Consider the following 17,516-nt stretch of genomic DNA (forward strand, 5'->3'; position numbering starts at 1 on the left):
AGATGTGTATAAGAGACAGAAGTCGTTCCGGCGGCACCAACTACGCGGCCCTGGCCTCGCTGGGCATGATGGCATTCCAGGCCTATCAGGCCTGGCAACGCAGCCAGGCGTCAGCCGCGCCGCAACAGACACCGCAGACCGCGGACCTGCTGGCCGGCCCGCAAGTCGAGGAGCACAGCCACGCGGTATTGCGCGCACTGATCGCGGCGGCCAAGGCCGACGGGCGAATCGACGAGTCGGAGAAGCAGCTGATCGGCAGCGAAATCGGCCGCCACACCGATGACCCCGACCTGCAGCAATGGCTGGACGCCGAAGTCGCCAAACCCCTCGATGCCCGCGAAGTCGCGCAGGCGGCGAACAATGATCCGGCGGTGGCTGCCGAAATGTATATCGCCAGTGTGATGCTGGTGGACGACCAGCAGGACGCCGAACGCAATTACCTGGATGAACTGGCGGCGGCACTGCAGATCGACCCCGAGTTGCAGGTGCATCTGGAGCAGCAGGCCAAACGCTCCGCCTGAAACACCTCAACACCCGGGCCCCGGACGATTCCATCCGTCCGGGGCTTTTTTATGTCGATTGAATTTTTCCGCGCCGGCGTCGCTCTTCTGCATAACAGCACCAGACTGCAGCAGGAGCCGCCATGAACAGGAACCTCGACGACTACAACCGCATGCGCGACTTCTCGGCGACTTCGGAACCGGCAGCGGTCAAGCGGCGGGGCAAGAAGGCAGGCACCGAACACGCGTTGCAGTTCTGCATCCAGAAGCACGACGCTTCGCACCTGCATTATGACTTTCGCCTGGAGCTGGACGGCGCACTCAAGAGCTGGGCGGTGCCCAAGGGCCCGTCGCTGGATCCCAAGGTCAAGCGCCTGGCGATCCACGTCGAAGATCATCCGCTGGATTACGCGACTTTCGAAGGCAACATTCCCGAAGGGCACTATGGTGCAGGGGATGTGATTGTCTGGGACCGCGGTGTGTGGATTCCGCTGGAGGATCCGCAGAAGGCCTACGCCAAGGGCAAGCTCAAGTTCGAGCTGCAGGGCGAAAAGCTTGGCGGGGTGTGGAATCTGGTGCGTACCCACATGCCCGGCAAAAAGGAGCAGTGGTTCCTGATCAAGCATCAGGACGGCGCAGCCCGGCCGCAAAGCGATTACGACGTGCTGGTCGCCGAGCCGGACAGCGTGCTCAGCGAGCGAACTCTGGTCGACAGGCCCAAGCTCGACGCCAGGCAGGTCAAACCACTCAAAAAACCTGCGCGCAAACCTGCCTCGGGAAAGCTTGTCGGTGCACACAAGGCCCGGATTCCCGCGCAGTTGAAACCGCAACTGGCGACGTTGGTGGACAGTGCGCCAGAGGGAAACTGGAGTTACGAAATCAAGTTCGACGGCTACCGGATCATGGCGCGCATCGATCATGATGACGTACAGCTGTTCACCCGTAACGGCCATGACTGGACGCACAAACTGCCGGAGCAGGCCCAGGCACTCGCAGCGCTGGGGCTGGAGTCGGCGTGGCTTGACGGTGAAGTGGTGGTCACTAACGAAAACGGCATTCCGGATTTTCAGGCGTTGCAGAACGCCTTCGACGACAGCCGCAGCAGCGACATCCTTTATTACCTGTTCGACCTGCCTTACCTCAACGGTGTCGACCTGCGCGAAGTTCCGGTGGAAGAGCGGCGCGCGGCGCTGGCCACGATATTGAAGGCGCACAAGAGTCCGTTGCTGCGATTCTCCGAAGCTTTCGACGAAACCCCGGAGGCCTTGCTCAACAGCGCCTGCCAGATGCAAATGGAAGGCTTGATCGGCAAACGTCTTGGCTCCCCCTATGTGTCACGGCGCAGCAGCGACTGGATCAAGCTCAAGTGCAAACATCGTCAGGAATTCGTGATCGTCGGTTACACCGATCCGAAGGGTTCGCGCAGTGCCTTTGGTGCTTTGTTGCTGGGTCTGCACGATCGCGACAGCGGCGAGTTGCGTTATGCCGGGAAGGTCGGAACGGGCTTCAACGAGGCCACCCTGAAGACAGTGCTTGCCCGGCTCAAGCCGTTGCGGGCGAAGAAGACCGCGCTGGCCAACCCGCCCAGTGGTTTCGAGGCCAAGGGGGTGCACTGGCTTAAACCGAGTTTGCTGGCCGAGGTGGCGTTTGCCGAAATGACTCGCGAGGGCTCGGTTCGCCACGCCGTGTTCCATGGCCTGCGCGACGACAAACCGGCCAAGGACATCACCGAGGAGCGCGCCAAACCCATGAAGACTTCAAAGGCTCAAACTACCGCGCCGTCTCAATCCGGCCTGGCCGACGGCAAGGTACGCATCACTCATCCCGACCGCGTGATCGACGCCAGCAGCGGTACCACCAAGATGCAATTGGCCGAGTATTACGCCAGCGTCGCCGAATGGATCCTTCCGCAGCTCAAGGATCGGCCCGTGGCACTGATGCGGGCGCCGGATGGTATCGCTGGCGAATTGTTCTTCCAGAAGAACGCCGAACACCTGGCGATCCCCGGCATCCGCACGTTGGACAAGGAGCTGACCGGACAACCGATGATGCTGATCAACAACGCCGAAGCGCTGATCGGTGCGGTGCAGATGAGCACCGTCGAACTGCACACCTGGAACGCCACCACGGTAGATCTGGAAAAACCCGACCGCTTCGTTCTCGACCTCGACCCGGATCCGGCGCTGCCCTGGAAAAGCATGGTCGAAGCCACCGCCCTGACCCTGACCGTGCTGGATGAGCTCGGTTTGCGGGCATTCCTCAAGACCAGCGGCGGCAAGGGCATTCATCTGGTGGTGCCGCTGATTCGCAAGCACGGTTGGGATGAGGTCAAGGATTTCAGCCATGCGATCGTCAGTCACATGGCCAAACAGTTGCCGGAGCGGTTTTCCGCGGTGTCCGGACCGAAGAACCGCGTGGGGAGGATCTTCATCGATTACCTGCGCAACGGGCTCGGCGCCACTACGATTTGTGCTTACGCCGCGCGGACCCGCGAAGGGCTGCCGGTGTCGGTGCCGCTGTTTGCCGATGAAGTGAAGGCGATCAAGGGCGGCAATCAGTGGAATATTCATAACGTCCACGAACGGCTGGCGGACGTCGGCGATGAACCTTGGGCGGACATGAAGAAAACCCGCCAGAGCATTACCGCCGAAATGCGCAAACGGGTCGGCCTGAAAACGTGATCAGGCGTCGCGCAGCAAGTCGTGGGCGTTGAGCAGTTCGAAGGCGATTTCCGGGTGTTTTTCCAGCCCGCGGCGAATGGCGGCGGGGATTGCCTGACGGGTCTTGCGACACATCCCCGGCAGCTCATCGATCTCGATGGCGATGCCGCGCATGGTCCGCACTTCGTTGAGGCCCGGGGCGATGGCCATGCGAATCCCCAACTGTTCGAACATTCGCTGTTGCAGGCGTTCGAGGTCAGCCAGGCTTTGCAGGTTTTCCAGGCGTTCGAGCAGACGCTTCTCCTCCTGCCGCGTGAGCAAGAGTATGCGCAGATCCGCGCCGGGCATTTCCAGCAACGGATCGCGCCCGCAGATGCAGGCGCCGGGCGGGCAGGGGGAGCGAAGTGGGGCGGCAATCGTCATGGCCTCCATCATAGAGGCCGTTCGACGGTTTTGCCCATGGTCGCCCGGCTGCCGTCCATCGGCAGAACGCAGAGGTGGCAAATCCGTCAGCCACCGTCGTCGAGCGCGCGGCTGTTACTGCGACAGGCCTTCGTAGTGGACCAGGATCGCATTGGCCAGCTCTTCATCGCTGGCGTTCAAGCCCGGGTTTTGCTGACGAACCTGTTGCAGCGCCGATTCCAGATACGCGCCACGGATGGCACCGCCGCTGGCAACGAATGCGGACAGGTCGTCACGGGCCGGAATCACCATTTTGTGATCCTTGAAGGTGGAATACAGCGACGCGGAAACACCGGCCGAAGTGGCGACATCCCCCGCATCCACGCGGGCGAAGGCCGAGCCAAAAGGCAGGCAGAGCACAAGAGACGAAACGAGTAATAAACGACGCATGACGGTGTTCCTCCAGCAGCGTAAAGCGAAAAGGAAGTACCACATAATGTGAGAGGTGCGGCGTGGCTCGGGAGTTCCATGCGCCGGAACAAGTTCTCGGGGCTGCAAACCGATAACTGCCGCACAGAATTCTTCTTTACCGGATGTGACGACATACCTTGAGACGCTCTAACCCGGCGGGTTCGCGGAAATAGGCTTAACTGAAGCGTTGAAAGCGCTGTGCGGCGCGACCAGGGAGGAAATCACCGTGTCGATCAAACTGCGTTTGGTGCTGCTGATCGCGACCAGCCTGCTGACGGCGCTGATCGTGAGCCTGGTCAGTTATGTCGGCAATCAGCGCATGGCGTCGGCAGTCAGTGCCAACGCGGTGAGCATGAGCGCGCTGCGCAATCACATGGAAGCCGACATGATGCACGACGCCCTGCGCGCCGATGTCTACTCGGCCATGTTGGTGGGGCTGGGCAAAAGCACCGGCACGGCGGACGAGGTGCGCAGTTCTGTCGAAGAGCACGCCGGGCATTTTCGCGAGGTGCTGGGCGAGAACCTGAAACTGCCGCTCGACACCACAATCCGGTCTGCACTGGAGCAGATCAAGCCAAGTCTCGACACTTACATCAACGCGGGCGAACGGATTGTCGGGCTGGCGCTGGACAATCCCGACACGGCGCAACGGGAGCTTGGCACCTTCAGCACTGCGTTCAGCCAGCTCGAAGAGCAGATGGCGTCTCTGAGCGAACTGATCGAAACCAACACCCGACAGACCAGCCAAGGCACCGAAGTCGCGATCCGCAATGCCAACATCTCCCTCGGCATCGTGTTGATCGCCAGTCTGTTGCTGCTGTTGGTGCAGGGGCGCTGGGTAATCCTGAGCATCACCGGCCCGCTGAAAACCGCCAGTCGCATCGCTGAAAGCATTGCTCATGGCAATCTCAGCGAGCCGATCGCCGAGCCCTCCGGAAAAGACGAAGCCAGCACGCTGATCCGCACCCTGGCGACCATGCAGCGGGATCTGCGGGACATGATCGACGTGGTGCGGCGCAACGCCCATGGTGTCAGTGGCATGAGCGAGCAACTGAGCCACGGCTGCCATCGGGTGGCCGACAGCAGCCAGCAACAAAGCACCGCTGCCGGCACCATGGCCGCTGCCGCGAGCCAGATGACCGCCAGCATCGAGGAAATCACCCGGCACGCCGAACGGGCCCTGAGCATGGCGAATCAGGCCGAGTCATTGGCAAAGAACGGCGGACAGGTGATTCATCAAGTGGTCAGCGACATGGACGACATCGCCCGCTCTGCCCAACAGTCGGCACAGGTGATCCGCACGCTGGACCATGAGTCCGAAGGCATCTTCAACATCATCCAGGTGATCAAGAGCATCGCCGACCAGACCAACCTGCTGGCGCTCAATGCGGCCATCGAAGCGGCCCGGGCGGGGGAGCAGGGCAGAGGGTTTGCGGTGGTTGCCGATGAGGTGCGCAGTCTGGCAGCCCGCACCAGCGCCTCGACCCAGGAAATCGCCGCGATGGTCGCGCGCATCCAGAACAGCACCCGCGAAGCGGTCAGCAGCATGGAGGCGGGTGTGGCTCAGGTCGACAAGGGCATGGCCGTTACCGCCGATGTCGAACGCGCCATCCGCGAAATCCTCGACGCCACGTTGAACACTACGCAACTGGTCAACGACATCACCCGCACCATCGGCGAACAGAGCCAGGCCAGCAACGAAATAGCCCATCAGGTGGAAATGATCGCCGGCATGTCGGAAGGCAACAGCAAGGTGATCGGCGAGACGGCGAATACCACGGATGAACTGTCGAGTCTGGCGGGGAGGCTGGCGCAGTCGGTGGATCGATTCAGACTGTGAGCCTGGCGCCCTCAACCTCATTTGTAACAAGCGCAAGGCTGCAGGCGAGCGAGGGGAAAGGCCATCAAGTAGCTGAAAGGCTTCAGCCAGAGGCGTTTCCGGGGTCATGTTCGGCGATTGGCCGCCGATAAGTCTTTGGCGGATAAAGACCATCAAGTCGGGAACAGACGCGCGGGTTTGCCCTGACGTGATATTCTTCGCGCCACTTGGTTTGACCTAATTCAGTCTGGCGCGCTTTTTTGGCGAGCCGACCGAACCCCTGTCGCTCAAGTAGCTGAAGCCAATAATGATAAAAAGTCAGTTCAGAAGGGACATATAACTGAGGTCGACGCAGCCTGTCGGCCTTGTGTGCCCACCCGTCAAAATTGAAGTGTGCCGGAACCCGCGACGCTGGCCTGAGTGTCGCGAAAAAAGGGGAACGCATACGCACAACAGCGGCGGGCGGAAGGCGTTTTATCATAGGTGCAACAGATGTTTAAAAAAGTGAACACAGCCTTGCTGGGGCTGGCTTTGGCGATGGGGATGTCGTCCGCCAATGCCGCAGAAGCAAAGAAAGTCGACGTCCTGCTGATCGGCGGCGGCATCATGAGCACCACCCTGGGTGTGTGGATCAATGAGCTGGAACCTAGCTGGTCGATGGAAATGGTCGAGCGCCTCGACGGCGTCGCCCTGGAAAGCTCCAACGGCTGGAACAACGCCGGTACCGGTCACTCCGCCCTGGCCGAGCTGAACTACACCCCGGAAGACGACAAGGGCAACGTAACGATCCCGAAAGCCGTCGAGATCAACGAAGCGTTCCAGGTTTCCCGTCAGTTCTGGGCCTGGCAGGTTCAGCAAGGCGTTCTGAAAAACCCTCGCTCGTTCATCAACACCACTCCGCACATGAGCTTCGTGTGGGGCGATGACAACATCAAGTTCCTGAAAAAGCGCTACGAAGCCCTGCAGGCGAGCCCGCTGTTCGCCGGCATGCAGTACTCCGAAGACCCGGCTGTGATCAAGAAGTGGGTCCCGCTGATGATGGAAGGGCGTGACCCGAACCAGAAAATCGCGGCCACCTGGAGCCCGCTGGGCACCGACATGAACTTCGGCGAAATCACCCGCCAGTTCGCCGGTTACCTGCAGACCAAGCCTAACTTCGATCTGAAACTGTCGAGCGAAGTACAGGACATCACCAAGAACGCCGACGGCACCTGGCGCGTCAGCTACAAGAACCTGAAAGACGGCACCAAGACTGAAACCGACGCCAAGTTCGTGTTCATCGGCGCCGGCGGCGGTGCCCTGCACCTGCTGCAGAAGTCCGGTATCGAAGAAGCCAAGGAATACGCTGGCTTCCCGGTAGGCGGCTCGTTCCTGGTGACCGATAACCCGGCCATCGCCGAGCAGCACCTGGCCAAGGCCTACGGTAAAGCGTCGGTTGGCGCGCCGCCGATGTCCGTTCCGCACCTGGACACCCGTGTCCTGGACGGCAAGCGCGTCATCCTGTTTGGCCCGTTCGCAACCTTCAGCACCAAGTTCCTGAAAGAAGGCTCGTACCTGGACCTGCTGACCAGCACCACCACCCACAACATCTGGCCTATGACCAAGGTCGGCATCAAGGAATACCCGCTGGTCGAGTACCTGGCCGGTCAACTGATGCTGTCGGATGAAGACCGCATGAACGCGCTGAAGGAATACTTCCCGAACGCGAAAGCCGAAGACTGGCGCCTGTGGCAAGCCGGCCAGCGCGTGCAGATCATCAAGCGTGATGAAGCCGCTGGCGGCGTGCTGAAACTGGGCACCGAAATCGTTGCTTCGAAAGACGGCTCCATCGCCGGTCTGCTGGGCGCATCCCCAGGCGCATCGACCGCTGCACCGATCATGCTGAGCGTGCTGCAGAAAGTCTTCAAGGACAAGGTCGCTACCCCTGAGTGGCAAGCCAAGCTGCACCAGATCGTTCCAAGCTACGGCACCCAGCTGAACAACGACCCGGCCAAAGTGGCCGAAGAGTGGGCTTACACCGCCAAGATCCTGCAACTGCCAACGCCTCCGGCGATTGGCCAGGCTGCACCTGCGGCGGCACCAGCTTCGGCTGAAAAGCCACAGGCTCCGAAAGAAAGCGCTGCACGTGACATGGCTCTCTAATTTAGAAGCCTGACACACAAAGCCCACTGAACCGGTGACGGTCAGTGGGCTTTTTTGTGCCCGGACTTCAGGCTTTGGCGTTGGCCAGATAAGCCCCAAGCCGCCGTCCCATCTCTTCCCCCAACGCCTGTAACCCGCTCAACGGCCGCACCATCACCTCGAATTCAACAATCTTCCCCTGTTCATCGAAGCGGATCATGTCGATGCCTTTCAGCTCTTTCGCCCCGACCTTCGCGCTGAACTCCAGCACCACGTTCAAGCCATCCGCTGTCGCCAGTTCACGGTGGTATTTGAAGTCTTCGAACACGTTGAACACGGTGTTGAGGATCATCGAGACCACCGGTGCGCCGGGGTAAGGCGTGTGGGCCATCGGCGAGCGGAACACGGCTTGCGGATCGAGCAGGTCGGGCAGGGCCTTCAGGTTGCCGGTACGGATCATGTCGTGCCAGCGGTTAAGGGATTCGGCGGCGTTGGGGTGCAGGTTCAGTTCGGACATGGTTTCACTCCTGTATTTTTTGTTGTTCTTTGCGCGGCGCCCATGACTCTAGATCAAAGCGGCGCATTGGAAACCCTCTGTACCGGTCTGAATATCGATACATGCGCGGGCCGAATCCATCTGATCCGCTTTTTCCGGTTGAATCTGCATCTGTAACCGTCTCAGCCATAGGCCCAAAATACCCTTGCCGTTCGGCCATACGCGACGCGCTTCATTCCGAAGCACCCGGTGCGCCGGACATTCAGTATTCAGGAGGCCTTCATGGCTAAGATGGCGTTTTTCCTCGGCGGCTTTCTCGTGTTGACCATCATGATCGGCGTTCTGGCCACGATCTCTCCGGTCTGAGCCGTCCCGCGTCAGTCGTTTTTCCGCAGGCCCAGACTGGTGCCTGCACAGTATCTGAACTAAACCGGGGTATCCCTTCACTGGAGTACCCACCGTGGCGCCTACGTCATGGACTCGCTGATCAACGCTGCCGGCCGCGCCCTGGCGGCGGGTGACCCGTTGGCCGCGCTGAATTTTGTGGCGCTGCGCGAAGACCCTCCGGCCCTGGCCTTACGCGGAATCGCCATGGCCCAGCTCGGCGACATGGTGCGGGCCAAGGCATTGCTGCAACGCGCGGTAAAAGCGTTCGGCGCCAACGAGCCCTTGTCCCGGGCGCGCTGCGTGGTGGCCGAGGCGGAAGTGGCGCTGGCGGCGCGGGATCTGGGCTGGCCGGTGAAGGCGCTGGAGGCGGCGCGGCAGGTCTTGCAGGATCACGGTGACCGGCTCAATGGGGCGCACGCGCGCTATCTGCAGATTCGTCGGTTGTTGTTGATCGGGCAGTTGAATGAGGCTGACGCGCTGCTCGATGAACAGGACCCGGCACCGTTACCCCCGGCCTTGCGCGCCGCCCATGAACTGATGTCAGCCGGGATCGCGCTGCGGCGAGTGCAGGCGCACAAGGCGCAATCGGCGCTGGAGCGTGCGCAACGGGCGGCGCAACTGGCCGATATTCCGGCGCTGCTGGCGGAGATCGAACACGCCCGGCAAACCCTCGACGCTCCCGCCGCCCGATTGCGCATTGCCGGTGACGTGAAAACGGTGACGCTCGCACAGGTCGAAGCCTTGTTTGCGTCTGCGACGCTGGTGGTGGATGCCTGTCGCTACAGCGTGCGCGGTGCCGGCATGACGCTGGCGCTGGCAACCCGACCGGTGTTGTTCAATCTGCTGCAACTGCTCGCCGAAGCCTGGCCCGGGGATGTTCCCCGAGAGACGCTGATCGCCAGGGCCTTTCGTTTGAAACTCGATGATGAATCCCACCGCGTCCGTTTGCGGGTCGAGATCGGCCGGCTGCGCGCCGCACTGAAACCGTTGGCCGGAATCACGGCGACGTCCCGTGGCTATGCGCTGGTCGCGCAAGAGGTGGCGCTGCTGACGTTACCCCTCGAAGACAAGCACGCGGCACTGCTGGCCCTGCTTGCCGACGGCGAGGCGTGGTCGAGTTCGGCACTGGCGCTTGCGCTGGGCAGCAGCCAGCGTCAGATACAACGGGCCCTGGAAACCCTGGCCGCGCAAGGCAAGGTCCAGGCATTCGGTGTCGGTCGTGCACGTCGCTGGCTGACACCGCCGGTGCCGGGTTTCGCGACGATCTTGTTACTCCCGGTGTCGTTGGGCAATGGCTAGGCTGGACTCACCACTCAACGAGGCAACCGACATGAAACAGGCAAACGCAGAAATTCTTCGTGAATACGGCCCGTTCGAAGGCATCCACGGCGTCCATGGTGTGACCTTCGACGGCCAGCAGGTCTGGTTCGCCAGCGACGGCCAGCTCAATGCGCTGGACCCGGCCAGCGGCGAAACCGTGCGTACGATCAAGATCGGGGCCGATGGCGGCACGGCATTCGACGGCAAGCATCTGTACCAGATTGCCGATCGGCGTATCCACAAGATCGATCCGGCCACCGGCAAGGTGCTCCATACCATCGCGGCTCCCGGCGGTGGTGGTGATTCGGGCATGGCCTGGGCCGAGGGCACGTTGTGGGTCGGACAGTATCGCGAGCGCAAGATCCATCAGATCGACCCGGAAACCGGCAAGATCCTTCGCACGCTGGAGTCAAACCGCTTTGTCACCGGCGTGACCTGGGTTGACGGGGCGCTGTGGCATGGGACGTGGGAGGGCGATGAAAGCGAGATCCGGCGTGTCGATCCGGGCAACGGCGAGGTGCTGGAAAGCCTCGCGTTGCCCAGCGGCATCGGCGTCTCGGGGCTGGAAGCCGATGGCGGTGAACGCTTCTACTGTGGCGGCGGGGACACCAGCAGCGTCCGGGCGGTGCGCCGGCCGAAGTGAGTCAGGGCGCGCCGAACAGCATCGTCCAGTACACACCGTTGTCACTGCGGGCATCACTGGCAAAACCGGCGCCGACCTGGGTGAACATCGGGTTCATCAGGTTGGCGCAGTGACCGGGGCTGGCGAGCCAGCCGGCCATCGCGCTGCCGGGAGAACTTTGCCCGGCGGCGATGTTCTCGCCGATCTGCCGCCCACGGTAACCGGCGGATCTTGCACGGTCTGCAGGCATGTCGCCGTCCGGGTCCTGGTGAGCGAAGTAGTTGCCGTAAGCCATGGCCTTGCTGTGACCCTGGGCAGCGGCGCCGAGGGCCGGGTTCCAACTCAGGGGCCGGGCGGCGGCGAAACGCTGGCGTCCGCACATCCGGGGCCGGGCGCGGGCAGCGTTGACTTGCGCCAGCAGGGCCTTGCCGACGCTGCGGTTGTCGCCCATGCGACTGTCGATCACCGGCCGCGCCAACACTACTTGCCATTCACTGCGGGCGCGGCTGATGCCGATGTCGGCGTACTGCGCGTCGATCAGTGCGCTGCAATGTTCGTCCTGCAATTGATCGAACGCCTCTTCGGCATCCTCGGCCCCGACAATGCGGATGCTGCGCACGGCCACCGCCGCATAACCGGAAGCCTTCAACTGCTCGCGCAACCCGCCGCCGTAGCCATAGCCGATGGGCAACGCAATGTTCTGCTTGAGCGCCAGTGGCACCAGGCGTTGTCCCGCGCGCCGGTCACAGCGTTGCGGATGGGCGCGCAGGTCATTGATGGCGGCCGCCAGTTGTCGCTCCGAGCCGGCATGGGCAGAGGGGGCGAGCATAGGGGAGAGGATCAACAGGCACAGCGATACGAAGCGAGACGAACGAACGGCGTGGCGCATGGGACGCAGGACTCTGAAAAAAGACAGCGCTGACAGGGAGTTAACCGCGAATGCGGCGCGAGTAGGACTGGCCTTTCTGCACTTGGTTCACGGGGCGCCCATGGCTTTGTCCGGACGCCGACGAACTGCGCAGTGGCCGCTCACCGGTTCAACACTTCCTTCATCCATTGCAGGTATTGCGGGCGTTCGGAAATCGAATTGTGCGTCGCCTCCGGCACTACTTTCAGGGTCGCCACGCCATCCGGGAAATTGCGCAGCAGAGTTTCGCTGCTGACCCGTGGCACCACCTCGTCATCACTCGCTGCCATCAGCAGGGTCGGCGCGCGGATATGCTCGGCGTATTTGCCCGATTCGTAACGCTCCTTGAGCAGCCATTTCACCGGCACCCACGGGTAATGCCGGACGGCGAGTTCCTGGAGGCTGTTGAAGGGTGTGACCAGAATCAGCCGGGTCACCGGCCGCTGACTGGCGAGCCGCACAGCGACGCCGGAGCCGAGGCTACGCCCGATCAGAGCAATCTGCGGATGCCTGGAAAACACCTGATCGAACAACCCCAGGGCATCCCGGGCAATCGCCTCTTCGGACGGCGAACCGCCGCTGCCGCCAAAACCGCGATAGTGCAGCAGGTAGATCGCGTAGTCGGGAAACGCCTCGGCAAAGGCCGGCAGATTGCGCGAAACGTCCTCGGCATTGCCGCCGAAGTAGATCAACGCCCGCGCCCCGGAATGCTCGCGGACACTGACCCGAATGTCCGCATCGGGCATGGTCAGGGTCATCCGCGATTCCGCCGAATCCACTGAGCCCGACTGCGGAAAATAGATCAGCGAGCGCTGGAACACGAACAGCGCTGCACACAGGATCAGGTACAGGGCCAGCAGCAAAGCGACGAGTGACATCAGGATTCTGGACATTCGACTAACTTTAACGGGGCGTGAGGGTTCGCCAATGCAGTGTAGTTGAGCCTTCCCCGGTGACCGCCGCCGCACACAAGGTGCAACAGATCCACCCGACAGAGAAGCCAGCATGAGCCACACTGAGGGCTATTCCCGCCGCCGTCTGCTCGAGCTGGCAGCGGGGATAACGACCGTTTTCACGTTTGACCGGGCGTTGGCTGCCGCCACGTCGTCGAGTGCCCCAGGAGGCCAGACCATGCAGACCCGCGCCATTCCTTCCAGCTCCGAGTTGCTGCCGTTGGTAGGGCTGGGCACCTATCGCGGCTTCGACGTTGCGCCCGGCGAACCGGCCTATAAACAATTGCCGGCGGTGCTCGACGAGTTGTTCAGGAAGGGCGGCACGCTGATCGACAGTTCACCGATGTATGGCCGCGCCGAAGAAACCACCGGCGAGTTGCTGTCGATTCACGAACCCCGTTCACCGGCGTTTCTGGCGACCAAGGTGTGGACCCGCGGGCGCGAGGAGGGGATCGCGCAGATGGAAAACTCCTTTCGCCTGCTGCGCACCGATCGCATCGACCTGATGCAGATCCATAACCTGCTGGACTGGCAGACTCATCTGCCGACCCTGCGGGAATGGAAGGAACAGGGCCGCATCCGCTACATCGGCATCACCCATTACACGCCCTCGGCCTACGAGGAGGTTGAAGCGGTGTTGAATGCCGAACCGCTCGACTTCCTGCAAATCAATTACGCCCTCGATGACCGGGGCGTGGAAAAACGCATCCTGCCGTTGTGTCGCGAACGGGGTGTGGCGGTGATCTGCAACCGGCCGTTTGGCGGTGGCGGGCTGTTGGCCCGGCTCAAGGGCAAATCCCTGCCGGGCTGGGTATCGGACGTGCAGGTCAACAGCTGGCCGCAACTGGCGCTGAAGTTTTTGCTCTCGAACACGGCGGTGACTTGCGTAATCCCCGGCACCGGCAATCCACGTTACATGGCCGACAACGCCGGCGCCGGGTTCGGGCCGATGCTGACGGATGCGCAGCGGCAGCAATTGATTGCGCTGGTCGGGTAATTTCTATCGGAGGAGTGAATGGCGCACCAGCACCCCATGCTAGTGCGCGAGCGGATCAGATCATCGTCGGCAACGAATCGAGAATCTTGTCCAAGGTAATCGGATACTCCCGCACCCGCGCTCCAGTGGCGTTGTAGATCGCATTCGCCACCGCCGCGCTGACCCCGCAGATGCCCAGTTCGCCCACGCCCTTGGCCTTCATCGGCGAAGAGATCGGGTCGTTTTCATCGAGGAAGATCACCTCCTGATGCGGTATGTCGGCGTGCACCGGCACCTCGTAGCCGGCCAGGTCGTGATTGACGAAAAAGCCCAGGCGCTTGTCCACTGCGAGCTCTTCCATCAGCGCCGCCCCGACGCCCATGGTCATCGCGCCGATCACCTGGCTGCGGGCGGATTTCGGGTTGAGAATCCGCCCGGCAGCGCAGACCGCGAGCATACGTCGCACCCGCACTTCGCCGGTGGCGGCATCGACCGCGACTTCGACGAAATGCGCACCGAACGTCGACTGCTGATACTGCTTGGCGAGATCGGCGAATTCGATGCTGTCCTCGGCTTCAATCGCCCCGTTTTGTGCGGCGTTGCGCAACGGCACCTGTTTGTTGCCGAGCTGCACCTGGCCATCGGCGAACACTGCGTCACCCTCGGTCATGCCCAGTTTCGTCGTCACCGCTTCGCGCAGTTTCATGCACGCGGCGTAGACCCCGGCGGTCGAGCAATTGGCGCCGAACTGGCCACCGGAGCCGGACGACACCGGAAAACTCGAATCCCCCAGATGCACCACCACATCCTCCAGGCCCACGCCCATCATTTCGGCGGCGGTCTGGGCGATGATCGTGTAACTGCCAGTGCCGATATCGGTCATGTCGGTTTCCACGGTGATCTTGCCGTCACGCTCAAGCCGCACCCGGGCGCCGGATTTCACCAGCAGGTTGTTGCGAATCGCCGCCGCCACGCCCATGCCGATCAGCCAGCGACCTTCGCGACGGGTGCCGGGCGTTGCATTGCGCTTGTCCCAGCCGAAGTGTTCGGCGCCGGTTTGCAGACATTCGATCAGGCGTCGTTGCGAGAACGGCCGTTCGGTTTTTACTGGATCGACCTGGGTGTCGTTGAGGATGCGGAACTGGATCGGGTCGAGTTTGAGCTTTTCCGCCATCTCGTCCATGGCGATCTCCAGCACCATCAAACCCGGTGTTTCGCCGGGCGCGCGCATGGCGTTGCCTTCCGGAAGATCCAGCGGGGCGAGACGCATGGTCACCAGACGATTTTCTCCGGCATACAGCAGTTGGCTCGGCTGCGCGGCGACTTCGACCTTGCCCTCGGCCAGGTTACCCGACCAGCCTTCGTGGGCGATGGCGGTGAGTTTGCCGTCCGCCGTGGCGCCCATGCGGATGCGCTGGATGGTGGCGGGGCGGTGGGTGGTGTTGTTGGCGATCTGCGGGCGGGCGAGGGCGACTTTCACCGGGCGGTTGGCCAGGCGCGCGCCGAGGGCGGCGAGGATCGAGTCGGCACGGATGAACAGCTTGCCGCCGAAACCGCCGCCGATGTAGGGCGAAATCAATCGCACTTTTTCTTTGGGCAGGCCGAGCGTAGCGGCGATGTCACCGACGCTCCAGGCAATCATCTGATTCGAGGTCCACAGGGTCAGTTCATCGCCTTGCCACGCGGCGAGGGTCGCGTGGGGTTCCATCATCGCGTGGGACTGGTCCGGGGTGCTGTAGGTCTGGTCGAACTGCACCGGGGCGGCGGCAAACGCGGTGGCGAAATCGCCGTGTTTGACGTCCGGCAGTTCCTCCTTCGGCTCCTTGCCCTGATCGCGTACGGCGGCCAGTTCGAACTGGCCTTTGTCCGTCGCGTACTCGACATGCACAAGCTGCGCGGCGGCCCGCGCCTGTTCGAAGGTTTCAGCGACCACCAGCGCCACTGCCTGGTGATAGTGCTGCACCTCGGGCCCGGCCAGCAGGTGTGCGGCATTGTATTTGCCCTTGCCGAGTTTGCCGGCATTGGCGGCGGTGACAATGGCCAGCACGCCAGCGGCGGCGTGGGCCTCGTCCAGATCCATGCGCGTGATGCGACCCTTGGCAATGGCCGCACCGACCATGACGCCGTAAGCCTGATTTTTTGCCGCTTCATGTTGTTCGTAAGCGTAAGGCGCCTGACCGCTGGTCTTCAGCGGGCCTTCGATGCGGTCGGCGGGTTTGCCGATGACCTTCAACTGGTCAATCGGATTGGTCGCGGCGGGTGTGTCGAATTTCATGCTTCGTCCCTCGCTTGGGCCAGCACCGAGGCGAGCGTGCGCTCCACCAGCGTTACCTTGAACTGGTTGTCATGGGTGGGCGTGGCGCCGTCGAGCAGACGTGCACTGACGGCTTTGGCGCCTTGAGGCAGCAGCGCTTCTGCGGCCTCGACGCGCCAGGGTTTCGGCGCGATGCCACCGACGGCAATGCGGCCGCTGCCGTCCTTTTGCAGGATCAACCCGACAGACACCAGCGCAAACGCGTAGGACGAGCGATCCCGCACCTTGTGATAGACCTGGGTGCCGCCAACCGGGGTGGGCAGGGTTACGCTGGTAATCAGTTCTCCGGGTGTGAGCGCGGTTTCGAGATGCGGCGTGCTGCCGGGCAAAGAGTGGAAATCGCCCATGGCGATGCGCCGGGTGCTGCCATCGGGTTTGAGGGTTTCGATCTGCGCATCCAGCGCCCGCAGGGCAATCGCCATGTCGCTGGGGTGCGTGGCGATGCACGCGTCGCTGACACCGATGATTCCCAGTTGGCGGGTGACCCCGCCAATCGCTGCGCAACCACTGCCGGGATTGCGTTTGTTGCAGGCCTGGTTGGTGTCGTAGAAGTACGGGCAGCGGGTGCGTTGCAGCAGGTTGCCGGCGGTGGTTGCCATGTTGCGCAACTGTCCCGAAGCCCCGGCCAGCAAGGCACGGGAGAGCAGGCCGTAGTCTTTGCGCACACGCGGGTCGGCGGCCAGGTCGGTGTTGCGCACCAGTGCGCCGATGCGCAAGCCGCCGTCGTCGGTCGCTTCGATCCCGTCGAGTCCCAGATGATTGACGTCGATCAGGTGTGGCGGCGTTTCGATGTCGAGCTTCATCAAATCCAGCAGATTGGTGCCGCCGGCGATGAACCGCGCGCCTTGCGTTTGCGCCGCTTGTGCCGCGGCTGCGGCGGGGGAGTCGGCGCGACTGTAATTGAACGCTCTCATGCCGAGACCTCCGCGACTTCGCTGATGGCTTCGATGATGTTGGAGTAGGCGCCGCAACGGCAGATGTTGCCGCTCATGCGTTCCTGCAATTCACTGGCGATCAGTTGCGGCGGCTCGGTCAGACTGGGGCTGACGTGACTGGGAATGCCGTCGCGGATTTCCTTGAGCACGGCCACCGCCGAGCAGATCTGCCCCGGCGTGCAATAGCCGCACTGATAACCGTCATGCTTGATGAACGCGGCCTGCATCGGATGCAACCGGTCCGGCATGCCGAGGCCTTCGATGGTGGTGACCTTGGCGCCGTCCTGCATCACGGCCAGGGTCAGGCATGAATTGATCCGCCGGCCATCGACGATCACCGTGCAGGCGCCGCACTGGCCGTGGTCACAGCCTTTTTTGCTGCCGGTCAGGTGCAGGTGCTCGCGAAGAGCATCCAGCAGCGTGGTGCGGGTATCGATATCAAGGGCCTGCGGCGTGCCGTTGACCTCAAGTGTCACTTTGCTCATGGCCGGTTGCTCCAGACTGGCCGCATAGGCCTTGAGGCTGATGAAAGGCGGTAGCGCAAAGGCTGTCGCGGTCACGGCACCGAGAATCAGGAACCGGCGTCGGGACATCCCCGATGGCGGATGATCGTTCATGGCTGGGCTTCCTCTG

At 62.4% G+C, this 17,516-nt stretch carries 15 protein-coding genes and 1 pseudogene; 8 read left to right on the forward strand and 8 right to left on the reverse strand.

From position 1 onward, the window contains the following. Window positions 1-521 (forward strand): tellurite resistance TerB family protein (locus tag DXT77_RS02610; protein WP_147406979.1); only part of this gene is annotated, 521 nt, incomplete at its 5' end. Window positions 522-643: 122 nt separating this feature from the next. Further along, the gene (ligD, locus tag DXT77_RS02615) at window positions 644-3,181 is read left to right on the forward strand and encodes a DNA ligase D (protein ID WP_119426517.1); all 2,538 of its coding nucleotides are present in this window, start codon (window positions 644-646) and stop codon (window positions 3,179-3,181) included. Here the strand turns inward: ligD and DXT77_RS02620 are convergent, their stop codons facing one another. Together DXT77_RS02620 and DXT77_RS02625 are read right to left on the reverse strand one after the other, a co-directional pair. Further along, a complete protein-coding gene (locus tag DXT77_RS02620; RefSeq protein WP_119426628.1) occupies window positions 3,182-3,583 on the reverse strand; it encodes a hypothetical protein in 402 nt (133 codons plus the stop codon). 114 nt (window positions 3,584-3,697) lie between these two features. After that, window positions 3,698-4,012, reverse strand: a complete 315-nt coding sequence (locus DXT77_RS02625; protein ID WP_119426518.1) for a DUF2388 domain-containing protein — start codon at window positions 4,010-4,012, stop codon at window positions 3,698-3,700. Window positions 4,013-4,259: 247 nt separating this feature from the next. Between DXT77_RS02625 and DXT77_RS30330 the strand changes: the two are divergent. The 3 genes and pseudogenes from DXT77_RS30330 to mqo all read left to right on the forward strand — a co-directional run. Next, window positions 4,260-5,018 (forward strand): annotated as a pseudogene (locus DXT77_RS30330) (MCP four helix bundle domain-containing protein); the annotation flags it as partial. Window positions 5,019-5,147: 129 nt separating this feature from the next. Continuing rightward, window positions 5,148-5,873, forward strand: a complete 726-nt coding sequence (locus DXT77_RS30335) for a methyl-accepting chemotaxis protein (protein ID WP_372238666.1) — start codon at window positions 5,148-5,150, stop codon at window positions 5,871-5,873. A 471-nt stretch (window positions 5,874-6,344) separates the two neighbouring features. Then, complete coding sequence (gene mqo, locus DXT77_RS02635; protein ID WP_085708677.1) at window positions 6,345-7,994, forward strand: malate dehydrogenase (quinone); 1,650 nt, start codon at window positions 6,345-6,347, stop codon at window positions 7,992-7,994. A gap of 67 nt (window positions 7,995-8,061) precedes the next feature. On the opposite strand, the gene DXT77_RS02640 is transcribed toward mqo, so the two are convergent. Then, window positions 8,062-8,490 carry a nuclear transport factor 2 family protein gene (locus DXT77_RS02640; protein WP_119426520.1) on the reverse strand — a complete coding sequence of 143 codons (429 nt, stop codon included), beginning with the start codon at window positions 8,488-8,490 and terminating at the stop codon, window positions 8,062-8,064. Between the two features lie 453 nt (window positions 8,491-8,943). On the opposite strand from DXT77_RS02640, the gene DXT77_RS02650 reads away from it, so the two are divergent. After that, window positions 8,944-10,155 carry a helix-turn-helix domain-containing protein gene (locus tag DXT77_RS02650; RefSeq protein ID WP_119426521.1) on the forward strand — a complete coding sequence of 404 codons (1,212 nt, stop codon included), beginning with the start codon at window positions 8,944-8,946 and terminating at the stop codon, window positions 10,153-10,155. Window positions 10,156-10,186: 31 nt separating this feature from the next. Then, entirely contained in the window at window positions 10,187-10,819 is a 633-nt protein-coding gene (locus DXT77_RS02655) for a PQQ-binding-like beta-propeller repeat protein (protein ID WP_085708674.1), read from the forward strand. Window position 10,820: 1 nt separating this feature from the next. On the opposite strand, the gene DXT77_RS02660 is transcribed toward DXT77_RS02655, so the two are convergent. After that, window positions 10,821-11,687, reverse strand: a complete 867-nt coding sequence (locus DXT77_RS02660; protein ID WP_119426522.1) for a CAP domain-containing protein — start codon at window positions 11,685-11,687, stop codon at window positions 10,821-10,823. Window positions 11,688-11,827: 140 nt separating this feature from the next. Continuing rightward, on the reverse strand, window positions 11,828-12,598 hold the full coding sequence (locus DXT77_RS02665; RefSeq protein ID WP_119426523.1) for an alpha/beta hydrolase: 771 nt from the start codon (window positions 12,596-12,598) through the stop codon (window positions 11,828-11,830). 112 nt (window positions 12,599-12,710) lie between these two features. On the opposite strand from DXT77_RS02665, the gene DXT77_RS02670 reads away from it, so the two are divergent. Further along, a complete protein-coding gene (locus DXT77_RS02670; RefSeq protein ID WP_178083436.1) occupies window positions 12,711-13,655 on the forward strand; it encodes an aldo/keto reductase in 945 nt (314 codons plus the stop codon). 55 nt (window positions 13,656-13,710) lie between these two features. On the opposite strand, the gene paoC is transcribed toward DXT77_RS02670, so the two are convergent. The 3 genes from paoC to paoA are packed head-to-tail and all read right to left on the reverse strand — an operon-like array spanning window position 13,711 to window position 17,500. Beyond that, on the reverse strand, window positions 13,711-15,909 hold the full coding sequence (paoC, locus tag DXT77_RS02675) for an aldehyde oxidoreductase molybdenum-binding subunit PaoC (protein WP_119426525.1): 2,199 nt from the start codon (window positions 15,907-15,909) through the stop codon (window positions 13,711-13,713). Then, window positions 15,906-16,862, reverse strand: coding sequence for a xanthine dehydrogenase family protein subunit M (locus tag DXT77_RS02680; protein ID WP_119426526.1), 957 nt, complete (start codon window positions 16,860-16,862; stop codon window positions 15,906-15,908). Before DXT77_RS02680 ends, paoC begins: the two co-directional genes overlap by 4 nt. Further along, window positions 16,859-17,500, reverse strand: coding sequence for an aldehyde dehydrogenase iron-sulfur subunit PaoA (paoA, locus tag DXT77_RS02685; RefSeq protein WP_119426527.1), 642 nt, complete (start codon window positions 17,498-17,500; stop codon window positions 16,859-16,861). Before paoA ends, DXT77_RS02680 begins: the two co-directional genes overlap by 4 nt. Window positions 17,501-17,516: the final 16 nt, after the last annotated feature.

The sequence above is a fragment of the Pseudomonas sp. 91RF genome (genome assembly GCF_003576265.1).
Taxonomy (GTDB): domain Bacteria; phylum Pseudomonadota; class Gammaproteobacteria; order Pseudomonadales; family Pseudomonadaceae; genus Aquipseudomonas; species Aquipseudomonas kribbensis.

Coding starts and splice junctions, on each gene's coding strand:
- ligD (WP_119426517.1), top strand. CDS start 644: ATGAACAGGAACCTCGACGACTACAACCGCATGCGCGACTTCTCGGCG.
- DXT77_RS02620 (WP_119426628.1), bottom strand. CDS start 3,583: ATGACGATTGCCGCCCCACTTCGCTCCCCCTGCCCGCCCGGCGCCTGC.
- DXT77_RS02625 (WP_119426518.1), bottom strand. CDS start 4,012: ATGCGTCGTTTATTACTCGTTTCGTCTCTTGTGCTCTGCCTGCCTTTT.
- DXT77_RS30335 (WP_372238666.1), top strand. CDS start 5,148: ATGGCCGCTGCCGCGAGCCAGATGACCGCCAGCATCGAGGAAATCACC.
- mqo (WP_085708677.1), top strand. CDS start 6,345: ATGTTTAAAAAAGTGAACACAGCCTTGCTGGGGCTGGCTTTGGCGATG.
- DXT77_RS02640 (WP_119426520.1), bottom strand. CDS start 8,490: ATGTCCGAACTGAACCTGCACCCCAACGCCGCCGAATCCCTTAACCGC.
- DXT77_RS02650 (WP_119426521.1), top strand. CDS start 8,944: ATGGACTCGCTGATCAACGCTGCCGGCCGCGCCCTGGCGGCGGGTGAC.
- DXT77_RS02655 (WP_085708674.1), top strand. CDS start 10,187: ATGAAACAGGCAAACGCAGAAATTCTTCGTGAATACGGCCCGTTCGAA.
- DXT77_RS02660 (WP_119426522.1), bottom strand. CDS start 11,687: ATGCGCCACGCCGTTCGTTCGTCTCGCTTCGTATCGCTGTGCCTGTTG.
- DXT77_RS02665 (WP_119426523.1), bottom strand. CDS start 12,598: ATGTCCAGAATCCTGATGTCACTCGTCGCTTTGCTGCTGGCCCTGTAC.
- DXT77_RS02670 (WP_178083436.1), top strand. CDS start 12,711: ATGAGCCACACTGAGGGCTATTCCCGCCGCCGTCTGCTCGAGCTGGCA.
- paoC (WP_119426525.1), bottom strand. CDS start 15,909: ATGAAATTCGACACACCCGCCGCGACCAATCCGATTGACCAGTTGAAG.
- DXT77_RS02680 (WP_119426526.1), bottom strand. CDS start 16,862: ATGAGAGCGTTCAATTACAGTCGCGCCGACTCCCCCGCCGCAGCCGCG.
- paoA (WP_119426527.1), bottom strand. CDS start 17,500: ATGAACGATCATCCGCCATCGGGGATGTCCCGACGCCGGTTCCTGATT.